The organism is Cellulosimicrobium sp. BMG9.22, from assembly GCF_059159975.1.
Window position 1 is genome coordinate 47,934 of the sequence record NZ_JBZGBY010000005.1, and the last position, 24,014, is coordinate 71,947.

At 68.6% G+C, this 24,014-nt stretch carries 30 protein-coding genes; all 30 read right to left on the reverse strand.

Annotated elements, in window-relative coordinates:
• Positions 1-229: 229 nt before the first annotated feature.
• Entirely contained in the window at positions 230-1,069 is an 840-nt protein-coding gene (map, locus tag AC4H2H_RS05520) for a type I methionyl aminopeptidase (RefSeq protein ID WP_494369810.1), read from the reverse strand.
• A gap of 47 nt (positions 1,070-1,116) precedes the next feature.
• Positions 1,117-1,731: an adenylate kinase gene (locus AC4H2H_RS05525; RefSeq protein ID WP_494369811.1), complete on the reverse strand. Its 615-nt coding sequence runs from the start codon at positions 1,729-1,731 to the stop codon at positions 1,117-1,119.
• The gene (gene secY / locus AC4H2H_RS05530; RefSeq protein ID WP_494369812.1) at positions 1,728-3,026 is read right to left on the reverse strand and encodes a preprotein translocase subunit SecY; all 1,299 of its coding nucleotides are present in this window, start codon (positions 3,024-3,026) and stop codon (positions 1,728-1,730) included. Before secY ends, AC4H2H_RS05525 begins: the two co-directional genes overlap by 4 nt.
• Before the next feature lie 336 nt (positions 3,027-3,362).
• Positions 3,363-3,929 carry a 50S ribosomal protein L15 gene (rplO, locus tag AC4H2H_RS05535; RefSeq protein ID WP_494369813.1) on the reverse strand — a complete coding sequence of 189 codons (567 nt, stop codon included), beginning with the start codon at positions 3,927-3,929 and terminating at the stop codon, positions 3,363-3,365.
• Between the two features lie 2 nt (positions 3,930-3,931).
• Positions 3,932-4,114 (reverse strand): 50S ribosomal protein L30, encoded by a 183-nt coding sequence (gene rpmD / locus AC4H2H_RS05540; RefSeq protein WP_021480439.1) that lies wholly within the window; start codon positions 4,112-4,114, stop codon positions 3,932-3,934.
• Positions 4,114-4,770, reverse strand: coding sequence for a 30S ribosomal protein S5 (gene rpsE, locus AC4H2H_RS05545; protein WP_494369814.1), 657 nt, complete (start codon positions 4,768-4,770; stop codon positions 4,114-4,116). The genes rpmD and rpsE overlap by 1 nt, the downstream gene beginning before the upstream one ends.
• Before the next feature lie 40 nt (positions 4,771-4,810).
• Positions 4,811-5,182, reverse strand: a complete 372-nt coding sequence (rplR, locus tag AC4H2H_RS05550) for a 50S ribosomal protein L18 (RefSeq protein WP_494369815.1) — start codon at positions 5,180-5,182, stop codon at positions 4,811-4,813.
• A 2-nt stretch (positions 5,183-5,184) separates the two neighbouring features.
• Positions 5,185-5,721, reverse strand: coding sequence for a 50S ribosomal protein L6 (gene rplF, locus AC4H2H_RS05555; RefSeq protein WP_494369816.1), 537 nt, complete (start codon positions 5,719-5,721; stop codon positions 5,185-5,187).
• A 19-nt stretch (positions 5,722-5,740) separates the two neighbouring features.
• Complete coding sequence (gene rpsH / locus AC4H2H_RS05560; protein ID WP_494369817.1) at positions 5,741-6,139, reverse strand: 30S ribosomal protein S8; 399 nt, start codon at positions 6,137-6,139, stop codon at positions 5,741-5,743.
• 81 nt (positions 6,140-6,220) lie between these two features.
• Entirely contained in the window at positions 6,221-6,406 is a 186-nt protein-coding gene (locus tag AC4H2H_RS05565) for a type Z 30S ribosomal protein S14 (protein ID WP_021480434.1), read from the reverse strand.
• Between the two features lies 1 nt (position 6,407).
• The gene (rplE, locus tag AC4H2H_RS05570) at positions 6,408-6,986 is read right to left on the reverse strand and encodes a 50S ribosomal protein L5 (protein ID WP_494369818.1); all 579 of its coding nucleotides are present in this window, start codon (positions 6,984-6,986) and stop codon (positions 6,408-6,410) included.
• Entirely contained in the window at positions 6,986-7,327 is a 342-nt protein-coding gene (rplX, locus tag AC4H2H_RS05575; RefSeq protein ID WP_483775920.1) for a 50S ribosomal protein L24, read from the reverse strand. Before rplX ends, rplE begins: the two co-directional genes overlap by 1 nt.
• A 2-nt stretch (positions 7,328-7,329) precedes the next feature.
• Positions 7,330-7,698, reverse strand: a complete 369-nt coding sequence (rplN, locus tag AC4H2H_RS05580) for a 50S ribosomal protein L14 (protein ID WP_021480431.1) — start codon at positions 7,696-7,698, stop codon at positions 7,330-7,332.
• Positions 7,699-7,912: 214 nt separating this feature from the next.
• The gene (gene rpsQ, locus AC4H2H_RS05585) at positions 7,913-8,212 is read right to left on the reverse strand and encodes a 30S ribosomal protein S17 (RefSeq protein ID WP_483775919.1); all 300 of its coding nucleotides are present in this window, start codon (positions 8,210-8,212) and stop codon (positions 7,913-7,915) included.
• An 11-nt stretch (positions 8,213-8,223) separates the two neighbouring features.
• Complete coding sequence (gene rpmC, locus AC4H2H_RS05590) at positions 8,224-8,460, reverse strand: 50S ribosomal protein L29 (RefSeq protein WP_021480429.1); 237 nt, start codon at positions 8,458-8,460, stop codon at positions 8,224-8,226.
• Positions 8,460-8,879 (reverse strand): 50S ribosomal protein L16, encoded by a 420-nt coding sequence (gene rplP, locus AC4H2H_RS05595; protein ID WP_069386374.1) that lies wholly within the window; start codon positions 8,877-8,879, stop codon positions 8,460-8,462. Before rplP ends, rpmC begins: the two co-directional genes overlap by 1 nt.
• Before the next feature lie 3 nt (positions 8,880-8,882).
• The gene (rpsC, locus tag AC4H2H_RS05600) at positions 8,883-9,746 is read right to left on the reverse strand and encodes a 30S ribosomal protein S3 (RefSeq protein ID WP_494369819.1); all 864 of its coding nucleotides are present in this window, start codon (positions 9,744-9,746) and stop codon (positions 8,883-8,885) included.
• Entirely contained in the window at positions 9,746-10,117 is a 372-nt protein-coding gene (gene rplV / locus AC4H2H_RS05605) for a 50S ribosomal protein L22 (protein WP_251153538.1), read from the reverse strand. Before rplV ends, rpsC begins: the two co-directional genes overlap by 1 nt.
• Positions 10,118-10,184: 67 nt before the next feature.
• Positions 10,185-10,466, reverse strand: coding sequence for a 30S ribosomal protein S19 (gene rpsS / locus AC4H2H_RS05610; RefSeq protein WP_123307980.1), 282 nt, complete (start codon positions 10,464-10,466; stop codon positions 10,185-10,187).
• A gap of 15 nt (positions 10,467-10,481) precedes the next feature.
• The gene (gene rplB, locus AC4H2H_RS05615) at positions 10,482-11,318 is read right to left on the reverse strand and encodes a 50S ribosomal protein L2 (RefSeq protein WP_191612722.1); all 837 of its coding nucleotides are present in this window, start codon (positions 11,316-11,318) and stop codon (positions 10,482-10,484) included.
• Between the two features lie 31 nt (positions 11,319-11,349).
• A complete protein-coding gene (rplW, locus tag AC4H2H_RS05620; protein ID WP_251153537.1) occupies positions 11,350-11,640 on the reverse strand; it encodes a 50S ribosomal protein L23 in 291 nt (96 codons plus the stop codon).
• On the reverse strand, positions 11,637-12,341 hold the full coding sequence (gene rplD / locus AC4H2H_RS05625; protein WP_494369820.1) for a 50S ribosomal protein L4: 705 nt from the start codon (positions 12,339-12,341) through the stop codon (positions 11,637-11,639). Before rplD ends, rplW begins: the two co-directional genes overlap by 4 nt.
• Before the next feature lie 5 nt (positions 12,342-12,346).
• Positions 12,347-13,009, reverse strand: a complete 663-nt coding sequence (gene rplC, locus AC4H2H_RS05630) for a 50S ribosomal protein L3 (RefSeq protein WP_494369821.1) — start codon at positions 13,007-13,009, stop codon at positions 12,347-12,349.
• Between the two features lie 14 nt (positions 13,010-13,023).
• Complete coding sequence (rpsJ, locus tag AC4H2H_RS05635; RefSeq protein WP_012867945.1) at positions 13,024-13,332, reverse strand: 30S ribosomal protein S10; 309 nt, start codon at positions 13,330-13,332, stop codon at positions 13,024-13,026.
• Positions 13,333-13,907: 575 nt separating this feature from the next.
• Positions 13,908-14,969 carry a hypothetical protein gene (locus AC4H2H_RS05640; protein ID WP_494369822.1) on the reverse strand — a complete coding sequence of 354 codons (1,062 nt, stop codon included), beginning with the start codon at positions 14,967-14,969 and terminating at the stop codon, positions 13,908-13,910.
• Positions 14,970-15,218: 249 nt separating this feature from the next.
• Complete coding sequence (gene tuf, locus AC4H2H_RS05645; protein ID WP_494369823.1) at positions 15,219-16,415, reverse strand: elongation factor Tu; 1,197 nt, start codon at positions 16,413-16,415, stop codon at positions 15,219-15,221.
• Between the two features lie 127 nt (positions 16,416-16,542).
• Positions 16,543-18,645, reverse strand: coding sequence for an elongation factor G (fusA, locus tag AC4H2H_RS05650; RefSeq protein WP_494369824.1), 2,103 nt, complete (start codon positions 18,643-18,645; stop codon positions 16,543-16,545).
• Positions 18,646-18,762: 117 nt separating this feature from the next.
• Complete coding sequence (rpsG, locus tag AC4H2H_RS05655) at positions 18,763-19,233, reverse strand: 30S ribosomal protein S7 (protein ID WP_087471309.1); 471 nt, start codon at positions 19,231-19,233, stop codon at positions 18,763-18,765.
• Positions 19,233-19,607, reverse strand: coding sequence for a 30S ribosomal protein S12 (gene rpsL / locus AC4H2H_RS05660; protein WP_021479869.1), 375 nt, complete (start codon positions 19,605-19,607; stop codon positions 19,233-19,235). The genes rpsG and rpsL overlap by 1 nt, the downstream gene beginning before the upstream one ends.
• Positions 19,608-20,043: 436 nt before the next feature.
• Positions 20,044-23,925, reverse strand: coding sequence for a DNA-directed RNA polymerase subunit beta' (locus AC4H2H_RS05665; RefSeq protein ID WP_494369825.1), 3,882 nt, complete (start codon positions 23,923-23,925; stop codon positions 20,044-20,046).
• Between the last annotated feature and the right edge of the window lie 89 nt (positions 23,926-24,014).

Below are 24,014 nucleotides of genomic sequence, written 5' to 3' on the forward strand. Positions count from 1 at the left end.
CGTCTGAACTGCTGGGTTTCCCGCGCGCGCCCGACCCGGGGGCCGTGCATCCGTGGGAGTCGCGTGGAGCCACGTGCCGATGCCGATCGCCCGGGCCCCGAGGGACGGGGGCCAGGCAAAAGGACAGCACGGACTACACCCGACGGACCATCCTACGGCATCCGGCAAGGGTCGCGAAACCACGCACGGGTTGACGACCGCTCGGGGCGCATCACGCCCACCCCGGAGGTCAGGCCGCGGGGAGCGGCGCGACCTGCACGCCTCGTGCCGCGAGCTCCTCGGCGCCGCCGTCCGCCGCGGTGAGGACCCAGATCCCCTCGTCGAGGATCGCGACGCTGTGCTCCCAGTGCGCCGCACGGGCACCGTCGTCGGTCACGACGGTCCAGTCGTCCTCGCACACCTGCGTGAACCGCTCGCCGAGCGTGACCATCGGCTCGATCGCGAGGCACATCCCGGGGCGCAGCCGCGTCCCCTTCTCGCGCGTGCGGTAGTTGGGCACGTCCGGCGGCTGGTGCATCGCCGATCCGATGCCGTGCCCGACGTACTCCTCGACGATCCCGTACGTCACGCCGTCGGACTCGCCCGAGACCCGGACCGAGTCCTCGATCGCCGACCCGACGTCGCACAACCGCTCCCCCGTGGCGAGCGCCGCGATGCCCGCCCACATGGCCTGGCGCGTCGCCTCGACGAGCGCCTCGTCCCGCGGGTCGCCCTCACCGAGCACGAACGAGACCGCGGAGTCGCCGTGCCAGCCGTCGACGATCGCACCGCAGTCGACCGAGACGACGTCGCCCGGGCGCAGCTCGCGCGCCCCCGGGATGCCGTGGACCACCTCGTCGTTGACCGAGACGCACAGGGACGCGGGATAGCCCTCGTAGCCGAGGAACGACGGCGTCGCGCCCGCGTCCGCGATGACCGCCGCGGCCAGGGCGTCCAGGTCCGCCGTCGTCATGCCCGGGCGCACGCTCTCGCGCACCGTCCCGAGGGCGTGCGAGACCACCAGGCCGGCGCGCCGCATGGCACGCACCTGGTCGTGCGTCTTGTACTCGATGCGTTCGCGACCGAACACCCTGCTGCTCCCTCGGACGTGCCGTACGACGAGCGACCTGGAGTCGCTCAGCCCACCTGGGACTCGAGGCCGGCGACGATGCGCTCCGTGACCTCGTCGATGTCCCCGATGCCGTCCACGCGCACGAGGAGCCCGCGTTCCTCGTAGGCGGAGGTGAGCGGTGCCGTCTGCTCCGCGTAGATGTCGAGGCGCCGGGCGATCGCCTCCTCGGTGTCGTCCTCGCGGCCCTCGAGCTCGGCGCGCCGTGCGAGGCGTGCGAGCAGCTCGTCACGGTCGGCAGCGAGCTCCACGACGCCGTCGAGCGACCAGCCGAGGTCGGCGAGGATCGCGTCGAGCTCGGCGACCTGCGCCGCGTTGCGGGGGTAGCCGTCGAGGATGAAGCCACCGGCCGCGTCGTCCTGCGCGAGGCGGTCACGGACCATGTCGTTCGTCACCGAGTCCGGGACGAGCTCGCCCTTGGCCGTGTACTCCTGCACGAGCCGACCGAGATCCGTGCCGCCCTTGATGTTGGCGCGGAAGATGTCGCCCGTCGAGATCGCGGGGATCTCCAGGCGCTCGGCCAGGCGCGCGGCCTGCGTGCCCTTCCCGGCGCCCTGCGGGCCCATGATGACGAGCCGCGCGGCGCGCGAGGCGGTGGAGGTGCCGTCGGGGGTGGTGCTCAACGGAGGAACCCTTCGTAGTGGCGCTGCTGCAGCTGGGAGTTGATCTGCTTGACCGTCTCCAGGCCGACGCCCACGACGATGATGATCGAGGAGCCACCGAACGGGATGTTCGTGCTCACGCCGAGACCGATGAGGACGAGCGTCGGCAGCAGTGCGACGAGCGCGAGGTAGATGGCACCCGCGGAGGTGATGCGGGTGATGACGTAGTCGAGGTACTCGGCGGTCGGGCGCCCGGCACGGATGCCCGGGATGAAGCCGCCGTACTTCTTCATGTTGTCCGCGACCTCGTCCGGGTTGAACGTGATCGACGTGTAGAAGAAGCAGAAGAAGAGGATCATCAGCACGTACAGCAGGATGTGCAGCGGCGCGGCCGGGTCGGCGAGGTTGGTGCTCACCCAGATGACCCAGTCGGCGCTCTGGTCGCCGAACTGCGCGATGAGGCCCGGGACCGCGAGCAGCGAGGCCGCGAAGATCACCGGGATGACGCCCGCCATGTTGATCTTGATCGGGATGTACGTGCTCGAGCCGCCGTACATGCGCCGGCCGACCATGCGCTTCGCGTACTGCACCGGGATCCGGCGCTGCGACTGCTCGACGAAGACGACGAGCCCGATCACGACCACGATGACCGCGATCATGATGATGAAGTTCGTCGCACCGTTCGCGCCGCCCGCGATCGACCACAGGGCCGTCGGGAAGCTCGCCGCGATCGACGTGAAGATGAGGAGCGACATGCCGTTGCCGACGCCGCGCTCGGTGATGAGCTCGCCGAGCCACATGATGAGGCCCGTGCCCGCCGTCATGGTGATGACCATGATCGCCATCGTCGTGAAGCTGCCGTCGGGGATGACCTCCACCGAGCAGCCCTGGAAGAGCAGGCCGTTGCGTGCCGTCGTGATGACGGTCGTCGACTGGAGGATCGCGAGCGCGATCGTCAGGTAGCGCGTGTACTGCGTGAGCTTCGACTGGCCCGACTGGCCCTCCTTGTGCAGGGCCTCGAAGCGAGGGATGACGACACGCAGCAGCTGGACGATGATGCTCGCAGTGATGTACGGCATGATGCCGAGCGCGAAGATCGACAGCTGCAGCAGCGCCCCGCCGCTGAAGAGGTTGACGAGGCCGAGCAGGTCGTTGCCGTCGGCGGTCTCCGCGATGCACTGCTGCACGTTGGGGTAGTCCACGCCGGGAGTGGGGATGAACGACCCCACCCGGAAGATCGCCATGATCGCGATCGTGAACAGCAGCTTGCGCCGCAGGTCGGGCGTCCGGAAAGCCCGGGCGAATGCGCTGAGCACCTATCCTCCTGGCCCGCCGAGGCGGGATGTCGTGTCGCCGGGAGGCCCGGCGAGGTGTGACGCACGGCACGAGCGCCAAGTGGCACCCTAGCCGTTGCGCCGCGTCGAACGGCAAGTCGGTGTCGCCGACCGGACGGACCGGACCGAGAACCGAGCGTGACGGCGGTCACCCGCGCGAGGCGGACGACGACCGACGGGAAGTCTAACCGTGGTGCGCTGCCGGACGGACCACGGGTCGTGCGGCGGTCGTCCGGCGGGGCTGTCCCACGGGGACGGACCCCGTAGACGCGGACAGGGCCGACAGCGCACGTGCGCCATCGGCCCTGTCCGTGGGGATCAGTCCTCGGAGACCGAGCCGCCGGCGGCGAGGATCTTCTCGCGCGCGGCACCCGAGAGCGCGTCGACCGCGACCTCGAGCTTGACGGTGATCTCGCCCGTGCCGAGCACCTTCACGAGCTGGCCCTTGCGGACCGCGCCCTTGGCGACGAGGTCCTCGACGGTGACCTGGCCACCCTCGGGGTACAGCGCCGCGAGCTTGTCCAGGTTCACGACCTGGTACTCGGTGCGGAACGGGTTCTTGAAGCCGCGCAGCTTCGGGAGGCGCATGTGCAGAGGCATCTGCCCGCCCTCGAAGCGCTCGGGAACCTGGTAACGAGCCTTCGTACCCTTGGTACCGCGGCCCGCCGTCTTGCCCTTCGACGCCTCACCACGACCCACACGGGTCTTGGCCTTCTTGGCGCCGGGAGCCGGACGCAGGTGGTGGATCTTGAGCGTGCCGCCGGCACCCTCGGTCTGCTTGCCGGCCTGCTTGGTGGCCGGCGCGGCCTCCGCCTTGGCCGGAGCCTTGGCAGCGGTCTTCTTCTTCGGAGCCTCGGCGGTCTCCTTGGTGGCCTTCTCAGCCATGGTCACTCGACCTCCTCAACGGTGACGAGGTGCGCCACCGTCGCGACCATGCCGCGGATCTCCGGGCGGTCCTCCTTCACGGCGGTGTCGCCGATCCGCTTGAGGCCCAGAGTGCGCAGCGTGTCGCGCTGGTTCTGCTTGCCGCCGATGGCGGACTTCGTCTGGGTCACCTTGAGCCTGGCCATCAGGCGGTCACCCCCGCAGCACGGGCACGCAGGAGCGCGGCCGGAGCCACGTCCTCGAGCGGGAGACCACGGCGCGCGGCGACAGCCTCAGGCTGCTCCAGGTTGCGCAGGGCCTCGACGGTCGCGTGCACGATGTTGATCGCGTTCGACGAGCCGAGCGACTTGCTCAGCACGTCGTGGATGCCGGCGCACTCCAGCACGGCGCGCACCGGACCACCGGCGATGACACCGGTACCCGGCGCGGCCGGACGGAGGAACACGACGCCCGCAGCGGCCTCACCCTGGATGGGGTGCGGGATGGTGCCCTGGATGCGCGGGACCTTGAAGAAGTTCTTCTTGGCCTCCTCGACACCCTTGGCGATCGCCGCGGGCACCTCCTTCGCCTTGCCGTAGCCGACGCCGACGGTGCCGTCGCCGTCGCCCACCACGACGAGAGCGGTGAAGCTGAAGCGGCGGCCGCCCTTGACGACCTTGGAGACGCGGTTGATGGTGACGACACGCTCGACGAAGGCGTTCTTCTCGGCTGCGTCGCCACGGCGACCGTCGCGACGGTCACCGCGACGGTCGTCGCGGCGCCCCCCGCGCGCGTTGGGGTCGCTCGACTCGTTGGCGGCACCCGTGGGGGCGCCGGTGTTGCTGCGCTGCCCTGCAGCCATCAGAGAATCCTTTGCTTCCGTGTGGGGATGGTCGGCGTCGTCACAGGGCCAGACCGCCCTCGCGGGCGCCGTCGGCGACCGCAGCGACCCGACCGTGGTACTTGTTGCCGCCACGGTCGAAGACGACCGAGTCGACGCCCTTGGCCTTCGCGCGCTCGGCGACGAGCTCGCCGACCTTGCGGGCCTTGGCGCTCTTGTCGCCGTCGAGCGCACGCAGGTCCGCCTCGAGCGACGAGGCCGACGCGAGCGTCTGACCGATCGTGTCGTCCACGACCTGAGCCGTGATGTGACGCGTGGAACGCGTCACCACGAGGCGCGGACGAGCGCCGGTCCCCTTGATCTTCTTGCGCAGGCGCAGGTGGCGGCGCTGTCGCGCGACGGCCTTGCCCTTGCCGAGAACCTTCAGAGCCATCGTTACTTACCAGCCTTTCCGACCTTGCGGCGGACGACCTCGCCGGCGTAACGCACACCCTTGCCCTTGTACGGCTCGGGCTTGCGGATCTTGCGGATGTTCGCTGCGACCTCGCCGACCTGCTGCTTGTCGATGCCGGAGACCGAGAACTTCGTCGGGCTCTCGACCGCGAACGTGATGCCCGCGGGCGGCGTGATGACGACCGGGTGGCTGAAGCCGAGGGCGAACTCGAGGTCCGAGCCCTTGGCGGTCACGCGGTAGCCGGTGCCGACGATCTCGAGCTTCTTCTCGTAGCCCTGCGTCACGCCCTGGACGAGGTTCGCCAGCAGGGTGCGGGTGAGGCCGTGCAGCGCACGGGACTCGCGCTCGTCGTCCGGGCGCGTCACCACGAGGGTGCCGTCCTCCTGGGCGACCTGGATGGGGGTGGGCACGTTGTGCTCGAGAGAACCCTTGGGGCCCTTCACGGTCACGAGCGCGCCGCTGATGGTGACATCCACTCCGGCCGGGACCGGAACGGGGATCTTGCCGATTCGAGACATGGCGTATCTCCTTTCCGGATTACCAGACGTAGGCGAGGACTTCGCCGCCCACGCCCTTCTTGGCGGCCTGCTTGTCGGTGAGGAGGCCGGAGGACGTGGACAGGATCGCCACGCCCAGGCCCCCGAGCACCTTGGGCAGCTCGGTGGACTTGGCGTACTTGCGCAGGCCAGGCTTGGACACGCGGCGCACCCCGGCAAGGCTGCGCTCACGGTTCGGGCCGAACTTCAGCTGGATGGTGAGGTTCTTGCCCACCTTCGCGTCCTCGACGCTCCAGCTGGTGATGTAGCCCTCGGCCTGCAGGATCTCAGCAATGTGCGACTTCAGCTTCGAGTACGGCATGGTCACCGTCTCGTGGTAAGCCGAGTTCGCGTTACGCAGACGCGTCAGCATGTCTGCGATCGGGTCGGTCATCGTCATCGGGCTTAGCCCTTCCTCGACGTGGTATCCGGGCGGAGGCGCGCCGTGCGGCGCGCTCCGCCAGGACCTACGACGTAGTTGTTACCAGCTGCTCTTGGTGACGCCGGGAAGCTCACCACGGTGGGCCATCTCGCGCACGCAGATACGGCACAGGCCGAACTTGCGGTACACGGAGTGCGGGCGACCGCACTTCTGGCACCGGGTGTAGGCGCGGACCGCGAACTTGGGCTTGGCGGCCGCCTTGTTGATCAGGGCCTTCTTCGCCATGTCAGTTCTCCTTGAAGGGGAAGCCGAGACGGCGCAGCAGGGAGCGGCCCTCGTCATCGGTCGTCGCCGTGGTCACGACCGTGATGTCCATACCGCGGACACGGTCGATCTTGTCCTGGTCGATCTCGTGGAACATGGACTGCTCCGTGAGGCCGAAGGTGTAGTTGCCGTGCCCGTCGAACTGCTTGGGCGACAGCCCGCGGAAGTCGCGGATGCGCGGCAGCGCGATCGCGAGCAGACGGTCCAGGAACTCCCACATGCGGTCGCCGCGCAGCGTGACGTGCGCACCGATCGGCATGCCCTCGCGCAGCTTGAACTGCGCGATGGACTTGCGGGCCTTGGTCACCTGCGGCTTCTGGCCGGTGATCGCGGACAGGTCGCGGATCGCGCCCTCGATGAGCTTCGAGTCCTTGGCAGCGTCACCGACGCCCATGTTCACGACGATCTTCGTGACGCGGGCGACCTGGTTGACGTTCTCGTGCCCGAACTCCTCGCGCAGGCCGGCGACGATCTCCTCGCGGTAGCGCTGCTTGAGGCGGGGGATCTCGGGGGCTGCGATCTCAGTGGTCTCGGTGCTCATCAGATGTCCTTACCGGAGCGCTTGGCCACGCGCACACGAACGGTGCGCTGGCGGCCGTCACGCTCGACCTCTTCGGTGCGGTACCCGACGCGGGTGCCCTTCTTGGTCTCCGGGTCGACGACCATCACGTTGCTGATGTGGATCGGGGCCTCGACGGTCTCGATGCCACCGGTCCGCGTGCCGCGCTGCGACTGGCCGACCTTGGTGTGCTTCGTGACGCGCTGGACACCCTCGACGATCACGCGATCGCTGTCGGTGAGCACCTCGAGCACACGGCCCTGCTTGCCCTTGTCCTTGCCGGCGATGACGACGACGAGGTCGCCCTTCTTGATCTTGGCCATGGTCAGAGCACCTCCGGAGCCAGCGAGATGATCTTCATGAACCGCTTGTCGCGCAGCTCGCGCCCGACCGGGCCGAAGATGCGGGTACCGCGCGGCTCACCGTCGTTCTTGAGGATCACGGCGGCGTTCTCGTCGAACTTGATGTAGGAACCGTCCGGACGACGGCGCTCCTTGGCGGTGCGGACGACGACCGCCTTGACGACGTCGCCCTTCTTGACGTTCCCGCCCGGGATGGCGTCCTTGACGGTTGCGACGATGACGTCGCCGATTCCGGCGTAGCGACGGCCCGAGCCACCGAGAACACGGATGCAGAGAATCTCCTTCGCACCCGTGTTGTCGGCGACACGAAGTCGCGACTCCTGCTGGATCATGTAATGAACTCCTGTCGTCGAGCCGGTTCTCGCGCGGGGCGAGCCTTGCCGAACGGATAGCTGTCAGTGCCGGGTCCCTCGCGGGTGAACCGGCCAGACCTGGCGGTGGACCCGCCGGACCTGTCCTCACTGGTTGCCGCACCGCGGTGCGGCACGAGAGGGTGCGTGGCGGGCGGACGTCGCCGCCCGCCACGAACCTGCCGTGCGGCGTGGCTTACTTGGCCTTCTCGAGGATCTCCACGAGCCGCCACCGCTTGGTCGCGGACAGCGGGCGGGTCTCCATGATGAGCACGAGGTCGCCCACGCCGGCAGAGTTCTGCTCGTCGTGCGCCTTGACCTTGCTCGTGCGGCGGATGACCTTGCCGTAGAGCGGGTGCTTGACCCGGTCCTCGACCTCGACCACCACGGTCTTGTCCATCTTGTCGCTCACGACGTAGCCGCGACGCGTCTTGCGGTACGCGCGCTGCGCGGTCGCCTCGGCGACCTCGGGCGCGTTGGTTGCGTTCTCGCTCATTCCAGCCTCACTCACTCGGCGCTCGGCGCGGTACGGATGCCGAGCTCGCGCTCACGCAGGATCGTGTAGATCCTCGCGATGTCGCGGCGGACGGCCTTGAGGCGCCCGTGGCTCTCCAGCTGGCCGGTGGCCGACTGGAAGCGGAGGTTGAAGAGCTCCTCCTTGACCTTCTTGAGCTCGGCGACGAGAGTCTCGTCGTCCATGGCGTCGAGGTCGACGGGGGCGAGCCCCTTCGTTCCGATTGCCATCAGTTGCCACCACCCTCGCGCACCACGAAACGGCACTTCATCGGGAGCTTGTGGATCGCGCGACGCATGGCCTCGCGCGCCAGGGGCTCCGGGACACCGGCCAGCTCGAAGACGATGCGGCCGGGCTTGACATTGGCGACCCACCACTCGGGCGAGCCCTTGCCGGAACCCATGCGGGTCTCGGCGGGCTTCTTGGTCAGGGGACGGTCCGGGTAGATGTTGATCCAGACCTTGCCGCCACGCTTGATGTGGCGGGTCATCGCGATACGAGCAGCCTCGATCTGCCGGTTCGTCACGTAGGCGGGCTCGAGAGCCTGGATGCCGTACTCGCCGAACGAGATCTGCGTGCCACCCTTCGCCGCGCCGGAGCGCGACGGGTGGTGCTGCTTGCGGTGCTTGAGCCTGCGCGGGATCAGCATGACTCAGGCCTCCGTTCCGGTCTCAGGGGCCTTCGCCTCGACCGCAGGAGCGGACTGCTCTGCCGCGGCCGGCGCGTCGGACCCGGGGGTCCGCTCGCCCGAACGCTCGGGACGACGGTCGCCACCGCGACGCTCGCCACCGCGACGGTCGCCGCCGCGCTCTCCCCCACGCGGGCCACCACGGCCCTGGCGCGGAGCGGCCGTGGCCTGCTGCGCGGCGAACTCCTTCTCGGTGACGTCGCCCTTGTAGATCCAGACCTTCACGCCGATGCGGCCGAAGGTCGTGCGGGCCTCGAAGAAGCCGTAGTCGATGTACGCGCGCAGCGTGTGCAGCGGGACGCGTCCCTCGCGGTAGAACTCCGAGCGGCTCATCTCCGCGCCGCCGAGGCGGCCGGAGACCTGCACGCGGATGCCCTTGGCACCGGCGCGCTGCGCGGACTGGATGCCCTTGCGCATGGCACGACGGAACGAGACACGGCTCGCGAGCTGCTCGGCGATCCCCTGGGCGACGAGCTGAGAGTCGATCTCGGCGTTCTTCACCTCGAGGATGTTGAGCTGCACCTGCTTGCCCGTGAGCTTCTCCAGCTCGCCGCGGATGCGGTCCGCCTCGGCGCCACGGCGACCGATGACGATGCCCGGGCGCGCCGTGTGGATGTCCACGCGGACACGGTCACGGGTGCGCTCGATCTCGACCTTGGAGATGCCCGCGCGCTCGAGACCGGTGCTCATGAGCTTGCGGATCTGGACGTCCTCGCGGACGTAGTCGCGGTACCGCTGTCCGGGCTTGGTGCTGTCGGCGAACCAGCGCGACCGGTGGTCGGTGGTGATGCCGAGGCGGTACCCGTGCGGGTGAACCTTCTGTCCCACTATCGGGCACTTCCCTTCGTGTTCTCGCGCGGAGCGATCACCACGGTGATGTGGCTGGTGCGCTTGAGGATGCGGTTCGCACGGCCCTGGGCGCGCGGGCGGAAACGCTTGAGGGTCGGGCCCTCGTCGACGAACGCCTCACGCACGACGAGCTCCTGCTCGTCGAACGCGACGCTCGCGCGGTCCGCCTTCACCCGGGCGTTGGCGATCGCGCTCTCCACGACCTTGCGGACGGGCTCGCTCGCCGCCTGCGGTGCGAACTTCAGCACCGCGACGGCCTCGGAGGCCTGCTTGCCACGGATGAGGTCCACGACGCGCCGGGCCTTCTGGGGCGTGACACGGACGAACCGCGCCTGCGCCTTGGCTTCCATTGCTGTCCTGCCTTCTTGTGTGTTGACCGTCATTCGACAATCCAGTCGTCATCGCGACCCTCGCGGGTCAGCGGCGACGACCCTTCTTGTCGTCCTTCACGTGGCCGCGGAAGGTCCGCGTGGGAGCGAACTCGCCGAGCTTGTGGCCGACCATCGACTCGGTGACGAACACCGGCGTGTGCTTGCGGCCGTCGTGCACGGCGAAGGTGTGACCGAGGAAGTCGGGCGTGATGACCGACCGACGGGACCAGGTCTTGATGACGTTCTTGGTCCCCTTCTCGTTCTGCACGTCCACCTTCTTCTGAAGGTGGTCGTCGACGAAGGGGCCCTTCTTCAGGCTACGAGGCATGTCTCCAGGCTCCTATCAGCGCTTCTTGCCGGTACGGCGACGACGCACGATCAGCTTGTCGCTCGGCTTGTTCGGTCGGCGGGTACGTCCCTCCGGCTGGCCCCACGGGCTCACCGGGTGACGACCACCGGAGGTCTTGCCTTCACCACCACCGTGCGGGTGGTCGATCGGGTTCATCGCGACACCGCGGACGGTCGGGCGCTTGCCCTTCCACCGCATACGGCCGGCCTTGCCCCAGTTGATGTTCGACTGCTCGGCGTTGCCCACCTCGCCGACCGTCGCGCGGCAGCGCAGGTCGACGTTGCGGATCTCGCCGGAGGGCATGCGGAGCTGCGCGTACGGCCCGTCCTTGGCGACGAGCTGCACCGACGCACCGGCCGAGCGGGCGATCTTCGCGCCGCCACCGGGCTTGAGCTCGATGGCGTGGATGACCGTACCGGTCGGGATGTTGCGCAGCGGCAGGTTGTTGCCGGGCTTGATGTCCGCGCCGGCACCGTTCTCGATGACGTCGCCCTGCTTGAGCTTGCTCGGCGCGATGATGTAGCGCTTCTCGCCGTCCGCGTAGTGCAGGAGCGCGATGCGCGCGGTGCGGTTGGGGTCGTACTCGATGTGCGCGACCTTCGCGGGCACGCCGTCCTTGTCGTGACGACGGAAGTCGATCACGCGGTACGCACGCTTGTGGCCACCACCCTTGTGACGGGTGGTGATCCGACCGGAGCTGTTGCGGCCGCCGCTCTTGGAGAGCGGGCGGACCAGAGACTTCTCCGGCTGCGAGCGCGTGATCTCGGCGAAGTCGGCGACGCTCGAGCCGCGGCGGCCGGGCGTCGTCGGCTTGTACTTACGGATTCCCATGGGGATCTGTCCTCAATCTGCTCTCGTCGGCTCAGCCGAAGATGTCGATCGTGCCCTCGCGGAGGGTGACGATCGCACGCTTGGTGTCCTTGCGCTTGCCCAGGCCGAAACGCGTCCGACGCGTCTTGCCCTTGCGGTTGATCGTGTTCACCGAAGCAACCTTGACGGAGAAGATCTGCTCGATCGCGATCTTGATCTCGGTCTTGTTGGCCCGCGGGTCCACGACGAACGTGTACTTGCCCTCGTCGAGGAGGCCGTAGCTCTTCTCGGAGACGACGGGCGAGAGGATCACGTCGCGGGGGTCCTTGGTCACGGTGGTCACTTCGCAGCCTCCTCGGCAGCAGTCTCGTCCGCCTCGGTGGAGGTGGCGACGGCCTTCGCGGAGCGACCCGTGGCCGGGCCGGTCAGGAACGCGTCGAGCGCGCCCTGCGTGAAGACGACGTCGTCGGAGACGAGAACGTCGTAGGTGTTGAGCTGGTCGGCCACCAGGAGGTGGACCTGCTCGACGTTCCGCAGCGACTTGGCGGTCAGCTCGTCACCACGCTCGGTGACGACGAGGACGTGCCTGCGCTCGGAGAGCTTGGCGAGCGTCGCGACGGCGGTCTTCGTCGACGGCAGGCCGTCGACACCGAAGCCGGTCACCACGTGCACGCGGCCGTGACGCGCCCGGTCCGAGAGGGCACCGCGCAGGGCGGCCGCCTTCATCTTCTTCGGGGTGCGCTGGTCGTACGAGCGCGGCGTCGGGCCGTGGACGACGCCACCGCCGGCGAACTGCGGCGCGCGGATCGAGCCCTGACGGGCGCGGCCCGTGCCCTTCTGCTTGTACGGCTTGCGCCCACCACCGCGGACCTCGCCGCGGCTCTTGGTGTCGTGGGTGCCCTGGCGTGCAGCAGCACGCTGGGCGACGACGACCTGGTGGATGAGCGGCACGTTCGTCTCGACGTCGAACACCTCGGCGGGGAGCTCGGCGGTGCCGGCCTTCTTGCCCTTGGGGTCAAGGACGTCAACGGTCAGAGCGGCCATGTTGTTCACGCTCCCTTCGCGGCGCTGCGCACGAGGACGACGCCGCCCTTGGGGCCGGGGACGGCGCCCTTGACGAGCAGCAGCCCCTTCTCGGCGTCGACCGCGTGGACGGTCAGGTTCTGGGTGGTCTGCTGGACGTTGCCCATGCGGCCGGCCATGCGCATGCCCTTGAAGACGCGCGACGGGGTCGATGCCCCACCGATCGAGCCGGCCTTGCGGTGGTTGCGGTGCGCACCGTGCGAGGCGCCGACGCCGGAGAAGCCGTGACGCTTCATGACACCGGCGGTGCCCTTGCCCTTGGTCGTACCGGAGACGTCGACCGTTGCGCCGGCCTCGAAGGCGTCGGCGGTGATCTCCTGTCCGAGCGTGTACTCGGACGCGTCGGTGGTGCGGACCTCGGCCACGTGACGGCGCGGCGTGACGCCGGCCTTCTCGAAGTGGCCCTTGAGCGGCTTGGTGACCTTGCGCGGGTCGATCTGGCCGTAGGCGAGCTGCACGGCGGAGTAGCCGTCGGCGTCCGTCGTGCGCACCTGCGTGACGACGTTGGTGCCGACTGCGACGACCGTGACGGGCACGAGGCGCCCGGCCTCGTCCCACAGCTGCGTCATTCCGAGCTTCGTGCCGAGCACGGCCGTGACCGCGCGGGCGTTCTGCTGGGGGGTAGTCATGATGTCCTCCAGCCTCAGAGCTTGATCTCGATGTTCACGTCCGCGGGCAGGTCGAGACGCATGAGCGAGTCGACGGCCTTCGGCGTGGGATCGATGATGTCGATCAGCCGCTTGTGCGTGCGCATCTCGAAGTGCTCGCGGCTGTCCTTATACTTGTGAGGCGACCGGATGACGCAGAAGACGTTCTTCTCCGTCGGCAGCGGCACCGGACCCACGACCGTTGCACCAGCGCGCGTCACCGTGTCGACGATCTTGCGCGCCGAGCTGTCGATGACCTCGTGGTCGTAGGACTTGAGCCGGATGCGGATCTTCTGTCCCGCCATGGCGTCGTCTGACTCTCTCTCTCGAACCGCTAGCTGTCCGACCCCCGCGCTCGGGCGTGTCGCGTATTCGCGACGCACCAGGGCGCACACGCCCTGAAGGCGTAGGGGCCGTTGGATATGTGACCACCACCCGCGCACCGTGCTCACGCACGACGCCGCGGTACCGGACCACAACGTTTGTCGAGCCTGGCCGGAACGTGTGTTCCGCGGGGACTCGATCCGTATCGACACAGAGAGCTCAACCCGCAGACCCGGGAGAGGTCCCGGGGTCCTGGCCCTCGCCGAGCGAGGGTCGGTTCAACACACTGTTCGACACATGAAAGAGCGCACCCGTAACAGGCAACCTGAACAGTCTGCCACACGTACCGCCGTCCGTCCAAGTCGGGCCCCACCTGGCCCCGTGACGTGCGCGACCCCGCCGCGCCGTCGACCCTGCCCGCGCGCGCCTACGCGCGGGCAGGTCACGCCTACGCGCGGGCAACACGCGGGGGAAGTACCCACGCGCCGGGCACGACGGTACGCATGACACGCCGGACGCGGGCCGCTCGTCTCAGCCCTCGCACGGTCGCATCTGCTCAGGCCAGCGGGACGCCCGCGCGCTCCAGCAGCCGGGCGAACCTGACCAGGTCGAGCGCGTCGTCCCAGGTCCAGCGGAGCATCCCGAGCCCGAGCCGCCGGACGCGGTCCTCCCGACGCTTCTCGTCCCAGACCACGTCGCCGGGCTCGCGCGCTCCGAGAACCACCCCACGTGTGTACTTGACCCTGCCGTCGAACTCACCCACGAGACCGAGCTCGTGCCAGAGGAAGTCGACCCGTCCGATGTGCCCCTCGCTGTCGCTGAGGTCCACCTGGAGATCGGGCAGGAGCGCTCCGAGCTCGATCATGCGTGCCCGGCTCAGCGACTCACCCGGCGACTCGAGCCGGGGGTCGACGTACGCGAGCACCCGCGCCACGTCGTTCCGACCCGATCGTGCCGGGTGCTCGTCGAGCGCTCGTGCGAGGGACGATCCCGTCGCGAGGTCAGAGCGAACCGCATGGTCCGCGGCGACGAGCGCCGTCGCGAACCGCTCCGTCCGCGCGAGGTCGACGACGGTCCGAGGTCCGTCCGTCGTCGTGCACTCCCCCACGACGAGCGTCCCCGGCTCCCCGCCGTCGCAGTGACGGACGATGCCGGCCGTCGAGCGGCCGCCCGTCGCACGCTCCCGGTAGGTGTGCACGGCGTGCGGCCACGCCCCGACGCGCGGCAGTCGCAGGAGTGCCCCGGCGGACGCGTGCGAGAAGACCTGTCCCTCCAGCGTCAGGGCGGCCGCCCGGACGCGCAGGAGGTGTCGCGTGGCATCGTCCGCGCGCTGCCAGGCCTCGGCGGTCGCGTAGGCACCCCAGCGCAGACGGACGAGCCGTCCGCGCCGGCATGCCCGGGAGATCACCTTGCGACCGGCACCGAGCCTCTCGATGTCGCGGGTGAGCACGATCCCGTCGCGGAGGCCGGCGCACACCGAGAGGATCTCGTCGTCCGCCGCCGCCGTCCCCGCCCGGTCGCTCCGGGACAGAGACCGGACGTCGGGCCGGTCCCGGGCCTCGCCGCCCACCGGCGAGACTCTGGACCGTCCATCCGCGAGGGTGCGTGTATGCGTCATGAACCCACTGTGGCCGAGGCCGGGAACCACCCCGCGGTTTTCCACATCCCGGGCGTATCGGTCGCTGGATCAACGCACGACGACGCACGCGCACCTTTGTGCCCGACGCCCGGGGACGTCCCTCCGCGCCGGGCGCGCGCGTAGGCGCGTGGCGGCCACGCGTAGGCGCGCACAGCCCGAGCACGGACGAAGGCCCGGCCCCGCGAACGGGACCGGGCCTTCGACGAGATGCTGCGCAGCAGCGTCAGATCACTTGAGGATCTTGGTGACGCGGCCCGAGCCGACGGTGCGGCCACCCTCGCGGATGGCGAAGCCGAGGCCATCCTCCATGGCGATCGGCTGGATCAGCTCGACCGTCATCTCGGTGTTGTCGCCGGGCATGACCATCTCGGTGCCCTCGGGCAGCGTGATGACGCCGGTGACGTCCGTCGTGCGGAAGTAGAACTGCGGACGGTAGTTCGAGTAGAACGGGTTGTGACGGCCGCCCTCGTCCTTGCCCAGGATGTAGACCTGCGCCTCGAACTGCGTGTGCGGGGTGATCGAGCCCGGCTTCACGACGACCTGGCCGCGCTCGACGTCCTCGCGCTTGATGCCGCGCAGGAGCAGACCGGTGTTGTCGCCGGCCTGAGCCTGGTCCATCTGCTTGTGGAACGTCTCGATGCCCGTGACCGTGGTCTTCTGGGGCGCGCGGATGCCGACGATCTCGACGTCCGAGTTGAGGTCGAGCGTGCCACGCTCCACCTTGCCGGTGACGACCGTGCCACGACCGGTGATCGTGAAGACGTCCTCGACCGGCATGAGGAACGGCTTGTCGAGCTCGCGGACGGGCTCGGGGACGTTCTCGTCCACGGCCTCCATGAGCTCGACGACCTTCTGGGTCCACTCGGGGTCACCCTCGAGGGCCTTGAGGCCGGACACGCGCACCACGGGGGCGTCGTCGCCGTCGTAGCCCTGGGCGGAGAGGAGCTCGCGCACCTCCATCTCGACGAGCTCGAGGATCTCCTCGTCGTCGACCATGTCGGACTTGTTGAGCGCGACGAGCAGGTACGGCACGCCGACCTGGCGGGCGAGCAGGACGTGCTCGCGCGTCTGGGCCATCGGACCGTCGGTCGCGGCGACCACCAGGATCGCGCCGTCCATCTGGGCGGCACCGGTGATCATGTTCTTGATGTAGTCGGCGTGACCCGGGGCGTCGACGTGCGCGTAGTGGCGCTTCGGCGTCTCGTACTCGATGTGCGCGATGTTGATCGTGATACCGCGCTGCTTCTCCTCGGGAGCCGCGTCGATCTCGTCGAAGTTGCGCTGCACGTTCGCCGGCAGGTCCGGGTACGTGTCCGCAAGCGTCTTCGAGATGGCCGCCGTCAGCGTCGTCTTACCGTGGTCGACATGACCGATGGTGCCGATGTTGACGTGCGGCTTGGTCCGCTCGAACTTGGCCTTAGCCACTGGGGTCCTCCTGGGACTTGGGTAGATGTGCCGAACGTTGCGAATGTCGACCGAGAGATCCTACATCCGCGGGGCGTTGCGGTTTCCTACAGGTTGATGGTTGTGCGGGTCTTCGACCTGTGGGGACTCACTCGCCCCGGGTCTTCTTGATGATCTCTTCGGCAACGTTCCGAGGAACCTCGGCGTAGCTGTCGAACTGCATCGAGTACACGGCGCGACCCTGGGTCTTGGACCGGAGGTCACCGATGTACCCGAACATCTCTGACAACGGTACGTGGGCCCGGACGACCTTCACACCCGTCGCGTCCTCCATGGACTGGATCATTCCACGACGTGAGTTCAGGTCGCCGATGACGTCGCCCATGTACTCCTCGGGCGTACGCACCTCGACCGCCATCACCGGCTCCAGCAGAACCGGGTCCGCCCGCTTGACGCCCTCCTTGAGGACCATCGAGCCGGCGATCTTGAACGCCATCTCCGAGGAGTCGACCTCGTGGTAGGCGCCGTCGAGCAGCGTCGCCTTGACCCCGACCAGCGGGAAGCCGGCGAGCACGCCGAGCTCCATCGCGGACTGGATGCCGGCGTCGACGCTGGGGATGTACTCACGCGGGATGCGACCACCGGTGACGGAGTTGGTGAACTCGTAGAGCTCGCCCTCGGAGGTGTCGAGCGGCTCGAAGGTCACCTGGACCTTGGCGAACTGCCCGGAGCCACCGGTCTGCTTCTTGTGCGTGTAGTCGATCTTCTCGGTCTTGCGACGGATCGTCTCGCGGTAGGCGACCTGCGGCTTGCCGACGTTCGCCTCGACCTTGAACTCGCGACGCATGCGGTCGACGAGGATGTCGAGGTGGAGCTCGCCCATGCCGCCGATGACGGTCTGGCCGGTCTCCTGGTCCAGCTTCACGCGGAAGGTCGGGTCCTCCTCGGCGAGCTTCTGGATCGCCGTCGAGAGCTTCTCCTGGTCGGCCTTCGTCTTCGGCTCGATCGCGACGTCGATGACGGGCTCGGGGAAGGTCATGGACTCGAGGATCACGGGCGCGTCGAGCGCGCTCAGCGTGTCACCGGTCGTGGTGTCCTTCAGGCCGATGAACGCGTAGATGTGACCCGCGGCGGCCTCGTCGACCGGGTTCTCCTTGTTGGAGTGCATCTGGAAGAGCTTCCCGATGCGCTCCTTCTTGCCCTTGGTCGAGTTGAGCACCTGAGCGCCCTGCGCGACCTTGCCGGAGTAGACGCGGACGTAGGTGAGCTTGCCGAAGAACGGGTGCGTCGCGACCTTGAACGCGAGCGCGGAGAACGGCTCGGTCGCGTCGGGGTGACGCTCGACGATCTTCTCCGCGTCCTTCACGTCGTGACCCTCGATCGCGGGGACGTCGAGCGGCGACGGCAGGTAGTCGATGACCGCGTCGAGCATGGGCTGCACGCCCTTGTTCTTGAACGCCGAGCCGCACAGCACGGGGAAGGCCTCGCCCGCGATGACGAGCTTGCGGATCCCGGACTTGATCTCCGCGACCGTCAGCTCCTCGCCCCCGAGGAACTTCTCGAGGAGGTCGTCGTCGGCCTCGGCGACGGCCTCGACCAGCTCCGCGCGGTACCGCTCGGCCTTCTCCTGGAGATCGGCGGGGATCTCCTCGGTGTCGTACGCCTCGCCGAGCTTCGTCTCGCCGTGCCAGACGAGCGCCTTCATCTCGAGCAGGTCGACGACGCCCGTGAAGTCGTTCTCGGAGCCGATCGGCAGCTGGATGACCAGCGGCTTCGCCTTGAGGCGGTTGATGATCGTGTCGACGGTGAAGTAGAAGTCCGCACCGAGCTTGTCCATCTTGTTGACGAAGCAGATGCGCGGCACGTTGTACTTGTCCGCCTGGCGCCACACCGTCTCCGACTGCGGCTCCACACCCTCCTTGCCGTCGAAGACGGCGACGGCGCCGTCGAGCACGCGCAGGGAGCGCTCGACCTCGACCGTGAAGTCGACGTGGCCCGGCGTGTCGATGATGTTGATCTGGTTGTTCTTCCAGTAGCAGGTCGTCGCGGCCGACGTGATCGTGATGCCGCGCTCCTGCTCCTGCTCCATCCAGTCCATCGTCGACGCGCCGTCGTGCGTCTCACCGATCTTGTAGTTCACACCCGTGTAGAACAGGATGCGCTCGGTGGTCGTGGTCTTACCGGCATCGATGTGGGCCATGATGCCGATGTTGCGGACCTTGTTCAGGTCGGTCAGCACGTCAAGTGCCACGGTCTGTTTCCCTCGCTAGGTGGGTTGAGTCGGGGGCGCTGCTCGGACCGGGGTGGCCGGCCGGAGACCCGCCGACGGCCCCGGGGACCCGGAGGTCCCCGAGGCCGGTCGGGCGGACTACCAGCGGTAGTGGGCGAAGGCCTTGTTGGACTCCGCCATCTTGTGCATGTCCTCGCGACGCTTGACCGCGGCACCGAGGCCGTTGCTCGCGTCGAGGATCTCGTTCATGAGGCGCTCGGTCATGGTCTTCTCGCGACGGGCGCGCGAGTAGTCCGTGAGCCAGCGCAGCGCGAGGGTCGTCGAGCGCGCGGGACGCACCTCGACGGGGACCTGGTAGGTCGCGCCACCGACACGGCGCGAGCGGACCTCGAGCGCGGGGCGCACGTTCTCGAGCGCACGCTTGAGGACGACGACCGGGTCGCCGTCGGTCTTCGCCCGGACACCCTCGAGGGCGCCGTAGACGATCGACTCGGCGGTGGACTTCTTGCCGTCGAGCAGCACCTTGTTGATGAGCTGCGTGACGACGGGCGACCCGTAGACGGGGTCGATGATGAGCGGCCGCTTCGGGGCCGGGCCCTTGCGAGGCATCAGCTCTTCTCCTTCTTGGCGCCGTACCGGCTGCGGGCCTGCTTGCGGTTCTTCACGCCCTGCGTGTCGAGCGCGCCGCGCACGATCTTGTAGCGCACACCCGGGAGGTCCTTCACACGACCGCCGCGCACGAGCACGATGGAGTGCTCCTGGAGGTTGTGGCCGACGCCGGGGATGTAGGCCGTGACCTCGACCTGGGAGGAGAGCTTCACGCGAGCGACCTTGCGCAGCGCGGAGTTCGGCTTCTTCGGGGTGGTGGTGTACACGCGGGTGCACACACCGCGCCGCTGCGGGGAACCCTTGAGGGCGGGAGTCTTGGACTTCCCCACCTTCGAGGTCCGCCCCTTGCGGACGAGCTGCTGGATCGTAGGCACTACGTCTCCGTGTCTTCTCGAGCTGTACCGGGGCTATCCCCGATGGTGGTCGTGCTGGCTCCTGGAGCCGATCGCACGAGGCACCCGCAGCGCTCGACACGCTGCAGCAGCCACCTACCACCGGCTCGATGGTCCGTGCCCGTCCTCGCGCGCTGTGCGCCGCGAGAACCGGATCCGGAGTGCCCGGGCACACACATCGGCCCGTCCGGAGACCGCCACGCGGCGGTGCGACGATCGCTCGCTTGCACCGTCCCGCCAGGGACATCACGGAGGGCCCGACGGCGCGGGCACGGTTTATCAGGCTACCTGCCGCCCGGCAGGTAGTCAAAGGTGCAGGTCGGACGACCGCGGACGGTCCGCCCGGACGCCGGATGCCCGACGGCGGACCCGCGCACGAGGTGCGGGCCGCCGTCGGGCATCCGTGGGAGCGGGGACGTCAGCGGTAGTCGCCGAAGTCCAGGTCCTCGAGCGGGATCGCCTCGCCGGAGCCCATGCCGAGCGCCGGGAAGTCGATCTCGTCGTAGCCGAAGCTCGGGTAGAGCTCCGTCTTCGCCTGCTCGGTCGGCTCGACCTGGACCTTGGTGTACCGGGGCAGACCGGTGCCCGCCGGGATGAGCTTACCGATGATGACGTTCTCCTTGAGCCCGAGGAGCGGGTCGCGACGACCGCTCATCGACGCCTCGGTGAGCACGCGCGTCGTCTCCTGGAAGGAGGCCGCGGAGAGCCACGAGTCCGTCGCGAGCGACGCCTTCGTGATGCCCATCAGCTCCGGACGGCCGGAGGCCGGCTGGCCACCCTCCGCCACGGTCCGGCGGTTGGCGTCCTCGAACCGGCCGCGCTCGGCCAGCTCGCCCGGCAGCAGCGGGGCGTCGCCGGAGTCGAGGACCGTGATCCGGCGCAGCATCTGCCGGACGATGACCTCGATGTGCTTGTCGTGGATGTCCACGCCCTGGGAGCGGTAGACCTCCTGGACCTCGTCCACCAGGTGCTTCTGCGTGGCGCGCGGGCCGAGGATGCGCAGGACCTTCTTGGGGTCCACCGCACCCTGCACGAGCTGCGTGCCGACGGAGACCTGGTCCCCGTCCTGCACGAGCAGGCGCGCACGCTTGGTCACCGGGTAGGCGATCTCCTCGGAGCCGTCGTCCGGCGTGAGCACCAGACGGCGCGAGCGCTCGCTGTCGTCGATCGCGATGCGGCCGGAGAACTCCGCGATGGGCGCCTCACCCTTGGGGGTGCGGGCCTCGAAGAGCTCCGTGACACGCGGCAGACCCTGCGTGATGTCGTCCGCGGACGCCACACCACCGGTGTGGAAGGTACGCATCGTCAGCTGGGTGCCCGGCTCACCGATCGACTGGGCCGCGATGATGCCGACGGCCTCGCCGATGTCGACGAGCTTGCCCGTCGCGAGCGAACGCCCGTAGCACTTGGCGCACGTCCCGACGCGCGACTCGCAGGTCAGCACGGAGCGGACCTTCGCGTCGCGCACGCCCGCCGCGATGGCGGCGTCGATGAGGACGTCTCCCGCGTCGTCGCCGGCCTTGCCGATGACGTTGCCGTCGGCGTCGACCAGGTCGGACGCGAGGGTGCGCGAGTAGACGCTCGTCTCCACCTTCGGGTGGCGCACGAGCTTGTCCCCGAGCTCCTCGGCGATCGGCATCATCAGGCCACGCTCGGTGCCGCAGTCCTCCTCGCGGATGATGACGTCCTGCGACACGTCCACCAGACGACGCGTGAGGTAGCCCGAGTCGGCGGTCCGCAGCGCGGTGTCCGCCAGACCCTTGCGGGCACCGTGCGTCGCGATGAAGTACTCGAGGACGGACAGGCCCTCGCGGTAGTTGGACTTGATCGGGCGCGGGATGATCTCGCCCTTCGGGTTCGCCACGAGACCGCGCATACCGGCGATCTGACGGACCTGCATCCAGTTACCACGAGCGCCCGAGCCCACCATGCGGTACACGGTGTTGCGGTCGTTCGACTCCAGGTTCGCGCGCATGACCGACGCGACCTTGTCCGTCGCCTGGGTCCAGATCTCGATGAGCTCCTGACGGCGCTCGTCGTCCGTGATGAGACCACGGTCGTACTGCTGCTGGACCTTGAGCGCACGCTCCTCGTGCTGCTCGAGGATCGCCGCCTTCTCCTTGGGCGTCGCCACGTCGGAGATCGCGATCGTCACGCCGGAGCGGGTCGCCCAGCGGAAGCCCGCGGCCTTGAGCGCGTCGAGCGACGCCGCGACCTCGACCTTCGGGTACCGCTCCGCGAGCTCGTTGACGATGGCCGAGAGGCGCTTCTTGTCGACGACCGAGTTCACGTACGGGTAGTCGACCGGGAGCGTCTCGTTGAAGAGCGCACGACCCAGCGTGGTGTCGAACAGGATCGGCTGTCCCTGCTCCCAGCCCTCGGGCGCCTCGAAGCCGGAGACCGGCGGCACGAGGTCGGTCGTGCGGATCTTCACCTCGGCGTTCAGGTCCAGGGTGCCCTGGTCGAACGCCATGATCGCCTCGGCGACCGAGGCGAACGACCGGCCTGCGCCCTCGGCATCCTTCTTGTCGCTCGTCAGGTGGTACAGGCCGATGATCATGTCCTGCGAGGGCATGGTCACCGGACGGCCGTCCGACGGCTTGAGGATGTTGTTGCTCGAGAGCATGAGGATGCGGGCCTCGGCCTGCGCCTCCGCGCTCAGGGGCAGGTGGACGGCCATCTGGTCGCCGTCGAAGTCCGCGTTGAACGCGGCGCAGACGAGCGGGTGCAGGTGGATCGCCTTGCCCTCGACGAGCTGCGGCTCGAAGGCCTGGATGCCCAGGCGGTGCAGCGTCGGCGCGCGGTTGAGCAGCACGGGGTGCTCGGTGATGACCTCCTCGAGCACGTCCCACACGACCGGGCGCGCACGCTCGACCATGCGCTTCGCGCTCTTGATGTTCTGCGCGTGGTTGAGGTCCACGAGCCGCTTCATGACGAACGGCTTGAACAGCTCGAGCGCCATCTGCTTGGGCAGGCCGCACTGGTGGAGCTTGAGCTGCGGGCCGACGACGATGACCGAACGGCCCGAGTAGTCGACGCGCTTGCCGAGCAGGTTCTGACGGAAACGACCCTGCTTGCCCTTGAGCATGTCCGAGATCGACTTGAGCGGGCGGTTGCCCGGTCCCGTGACCGGGCGACCACGACGGCCGTTGTCGAACAGCGAGTCCACGGCCTCCTGGAGCATCCGCTTCTCGTTGTTGACGATGATCTCCGGCGCACCCAGGTCGAGCAGACGCTTGAGGCGGTTGTTCCGGTTGATCACGCGGCGGTACAGGTCGTTGAGGTCGCTCGTCGCGAAGCGGCCACCGTCGAGCTGCACCATGGGGCGCAGGTCCGGCGGGATGACCGGGACGGCGTCGAGCACCATGCCCGTGGGCGAGTTCGTCGTGGTGAGGAACGCGTTGACGACCTTGAGGCGCTTGAGAGCGCGCGTCTTGCGCTGGCCCTTGCCCGAGCGGATGGTCTCGCGCAGGGACTCGGACTCCGCGACCAGGTCGAAGTCCTGGAGGCGCTTCTGGATCGCCGCTGCGCCCATCGAGCCCTCGAAGTACGTCCCGTAGCGGTCCTGGAGGGCGCGGTACAGCATCTCGTCGCCCTCGAGGTCGGCGACCTTGAGGTTCTTGAACCGGTCCCAGACCTGGTCGAGGCGGTCGAGCTGCGCGTCCGCGCGCTTGCGGATCTGCGTCATCTCGCGCTCGGCCGAGTCGCGCACCTTGCGGCGCGCGTCGGCCTTGGCACCCTCGGCCTCGAGCTCGGCCAGGTCGGCCTCGAGCTTCTGGGCGCGGTTGTTGATGTCGTTGTCGCGGGCGTCCGCGATCTCCTTCTTCTCCAGGTCGATCTCGTTCTGGAGGTTGGGGAGGTCTTCCTGACGGCCCTCGACGTCGACCGACGTGATCATGTACGCCGCGAAGTAGATGACCTTCTCCAGGTCCTTCGGGGCGAGGTCGAGCAGGTAGCCGAGGCGCGACGGCACACCCTTGAAGAACCAGATGTGCGTGACGGGCGCGGCGAGCTCGATGTGGCCCATGCGCTCACGACGCACCTTCGAGCGCGTCACCTCGACGCCGCAGCGCTCGCAGATGATGCCCTTGAAGCGCACGCGCTTGTACTTGCCGCAGTAGCACTCCCAGTCCCGGGTGGGGCCGAAGATCTTCTCGCAGAAGAGTCCGTCCTTCTCGGGCTTGAGGGTGCGGTAGTTGATGGTCTCGGGCTTCTTGACCTCACCGTGCGACCACGCACGGATGTCGTCGGCCGTTGCGAGGCCGATGCGCAGCTCGTCGAAGACGTTGACGTCGAGCAAGGTGTCCTACTTCCTTCGTCTGCCGGGCGTCCGGTCCTGGGGCGGGACCGGTGCCGGCGCGGTGGAGACGGGGTGGTGAGGGGACGTGG

Bases quoted from the DNA above. Each gene is read 5' to 3' on its own strand.
- rplV (WP_251153538.1), bottom strand. From the start codon at position 10,117: ATGGAAGCCAAGGCGCAGGCGCGGTTCGTCCGTGTCACGCCCCAGAAG.
- rpsH (WP_494369817.1), bottom strand. From the start codon at position 6,139: ATGACGATGACCGACCCGATCGCAGACATGCTGACGCGTCTGCGTAAC.
- rplO (WP_494369813.1), bottom strand. From the start codon at position 3,929: ATGGCTGAGAAGGCCACCAAGGAGACCGCCGAGGCTCCGAAGAAGAAG.
- rpsG (WP_087471309.1), bottom strand. From the start codon at position 19,233: ATGCCTCGCAAGGGCCCGGCCCCGAAGCGGCCGCTCATCATCGACCCC.
- rpsE (WP_494369814.1), bottom strand. From the start codon at position 4,770: ATGGCTGCAGGGCAGCGCAGCAACACCGGCGCCCCCACGGGTGCCGCC.
- rplN (WP_021480431.1), bottom strand. From the start codon at position 7,698: ATGATCCAGCAGGAGTCGCGACTTCGTGTCGCCGACAACACGGGTGCG.
- AC4H2H_RS05565 (WP_021480434.1), bottom strand. From the start codon at position 6,406: ATGGCGAAGAAGGCCCTGATCAACAAGGCGGCCGCCAAGCCCAAGTTC.
- rpmC (WP_021480429.1), bottom strand. From the start codon at position 8,460: ATGGCAATCGGAACGAAGGGGCTCGCCCCCGTCGACCTCGACGCCATG.
- rpsJ (WP_012867945.1), bottom strand. From the start codon at position 13,332: ATGGCGGGACAGAAGATCCGCATCCGGCTCAAGTCCTACGACCACGAG.
- rplC (WP_494369821.1), bottom strand. From the start codon at position 13,009: ATGACTACCCCCCAGCAGAACGCCCGCGCGGTCACGGCCGTGCTCGGC.
- AC4H2H_RS05640 (WP_494369822.1), bottom strand. From the start codon at position 14,969: ATGACGCATACACGCACCCTCGCGGATGGACGGTCCAGAGTCTCGCCG.
- rplB (WP_191612722.1), bottom strand. From the start codon at position 11,318: ATGGGAATCCGTAAGTACAAGCCGACGACGCCCGGCCGCCGCGGCTCG.
- rplE (WP_494369818.1), bottom strand. From the start codon at position 6,986: ATGAGCACCGAGACCACTGAGATCGCAGCCCCCGAGATCCCCCGCCTC.
- rplF (WP_494369816.1), bottom strand. From the start codon at position 5,721: ATGTCTCGAATCGGCAAGATCCCCGTTCCGGTCCCGGCCGGAGTGGAT.
- rplR (WP_494369815.1), bottom strand. From the start codon at position 5,182: ATGGCTCTGAAGGTTCTCGGCAAGGGCAAGGCCGTCGCGCGACAGCGC.
- rplX (WP_483775920.1), bottom strand. From the start codon at position 7,327: ATGGCCAAGATCAAGAAGGGCGACCTCGTCGTCGTCATCGCCGGCAAG.
- rpmD (WP_021480439.1), bottom strand. From the start codon at position 4,114: ATGGCCAGGCTCAAGGTGACCCAGACGAAGTCCGCCATCGGCGGCAAG.
- rplD (WP_494369820.1), bottom strand. From the start codon at position 12,341: ATGGCCGCTCTGACCGTTGACGTCCTTGACCCCAAGGGCAAGAAGGCC.
- rpsQ (WP_483775919.1), bottom strand. From the start codon at position 8,212: ATGAGCGAGAACGCAACCAACGCGCCCGAGGTCGCCGAGGCGACCGCG.
- rplP (WP_069386374.1), bottom strand. From the start codon at position 8,879: ATGCTGATCCCGCGCAGGCTCAAGCACCGCAAGCAGCACCACCCGTCG.
- rpsS (WP_123307980.1), bottom strand. From the start codon at position 10,466: ATGCCTCGTAGCCTGAAGAAGGGCCCCTTCGTCGACGACCACCTTCAG.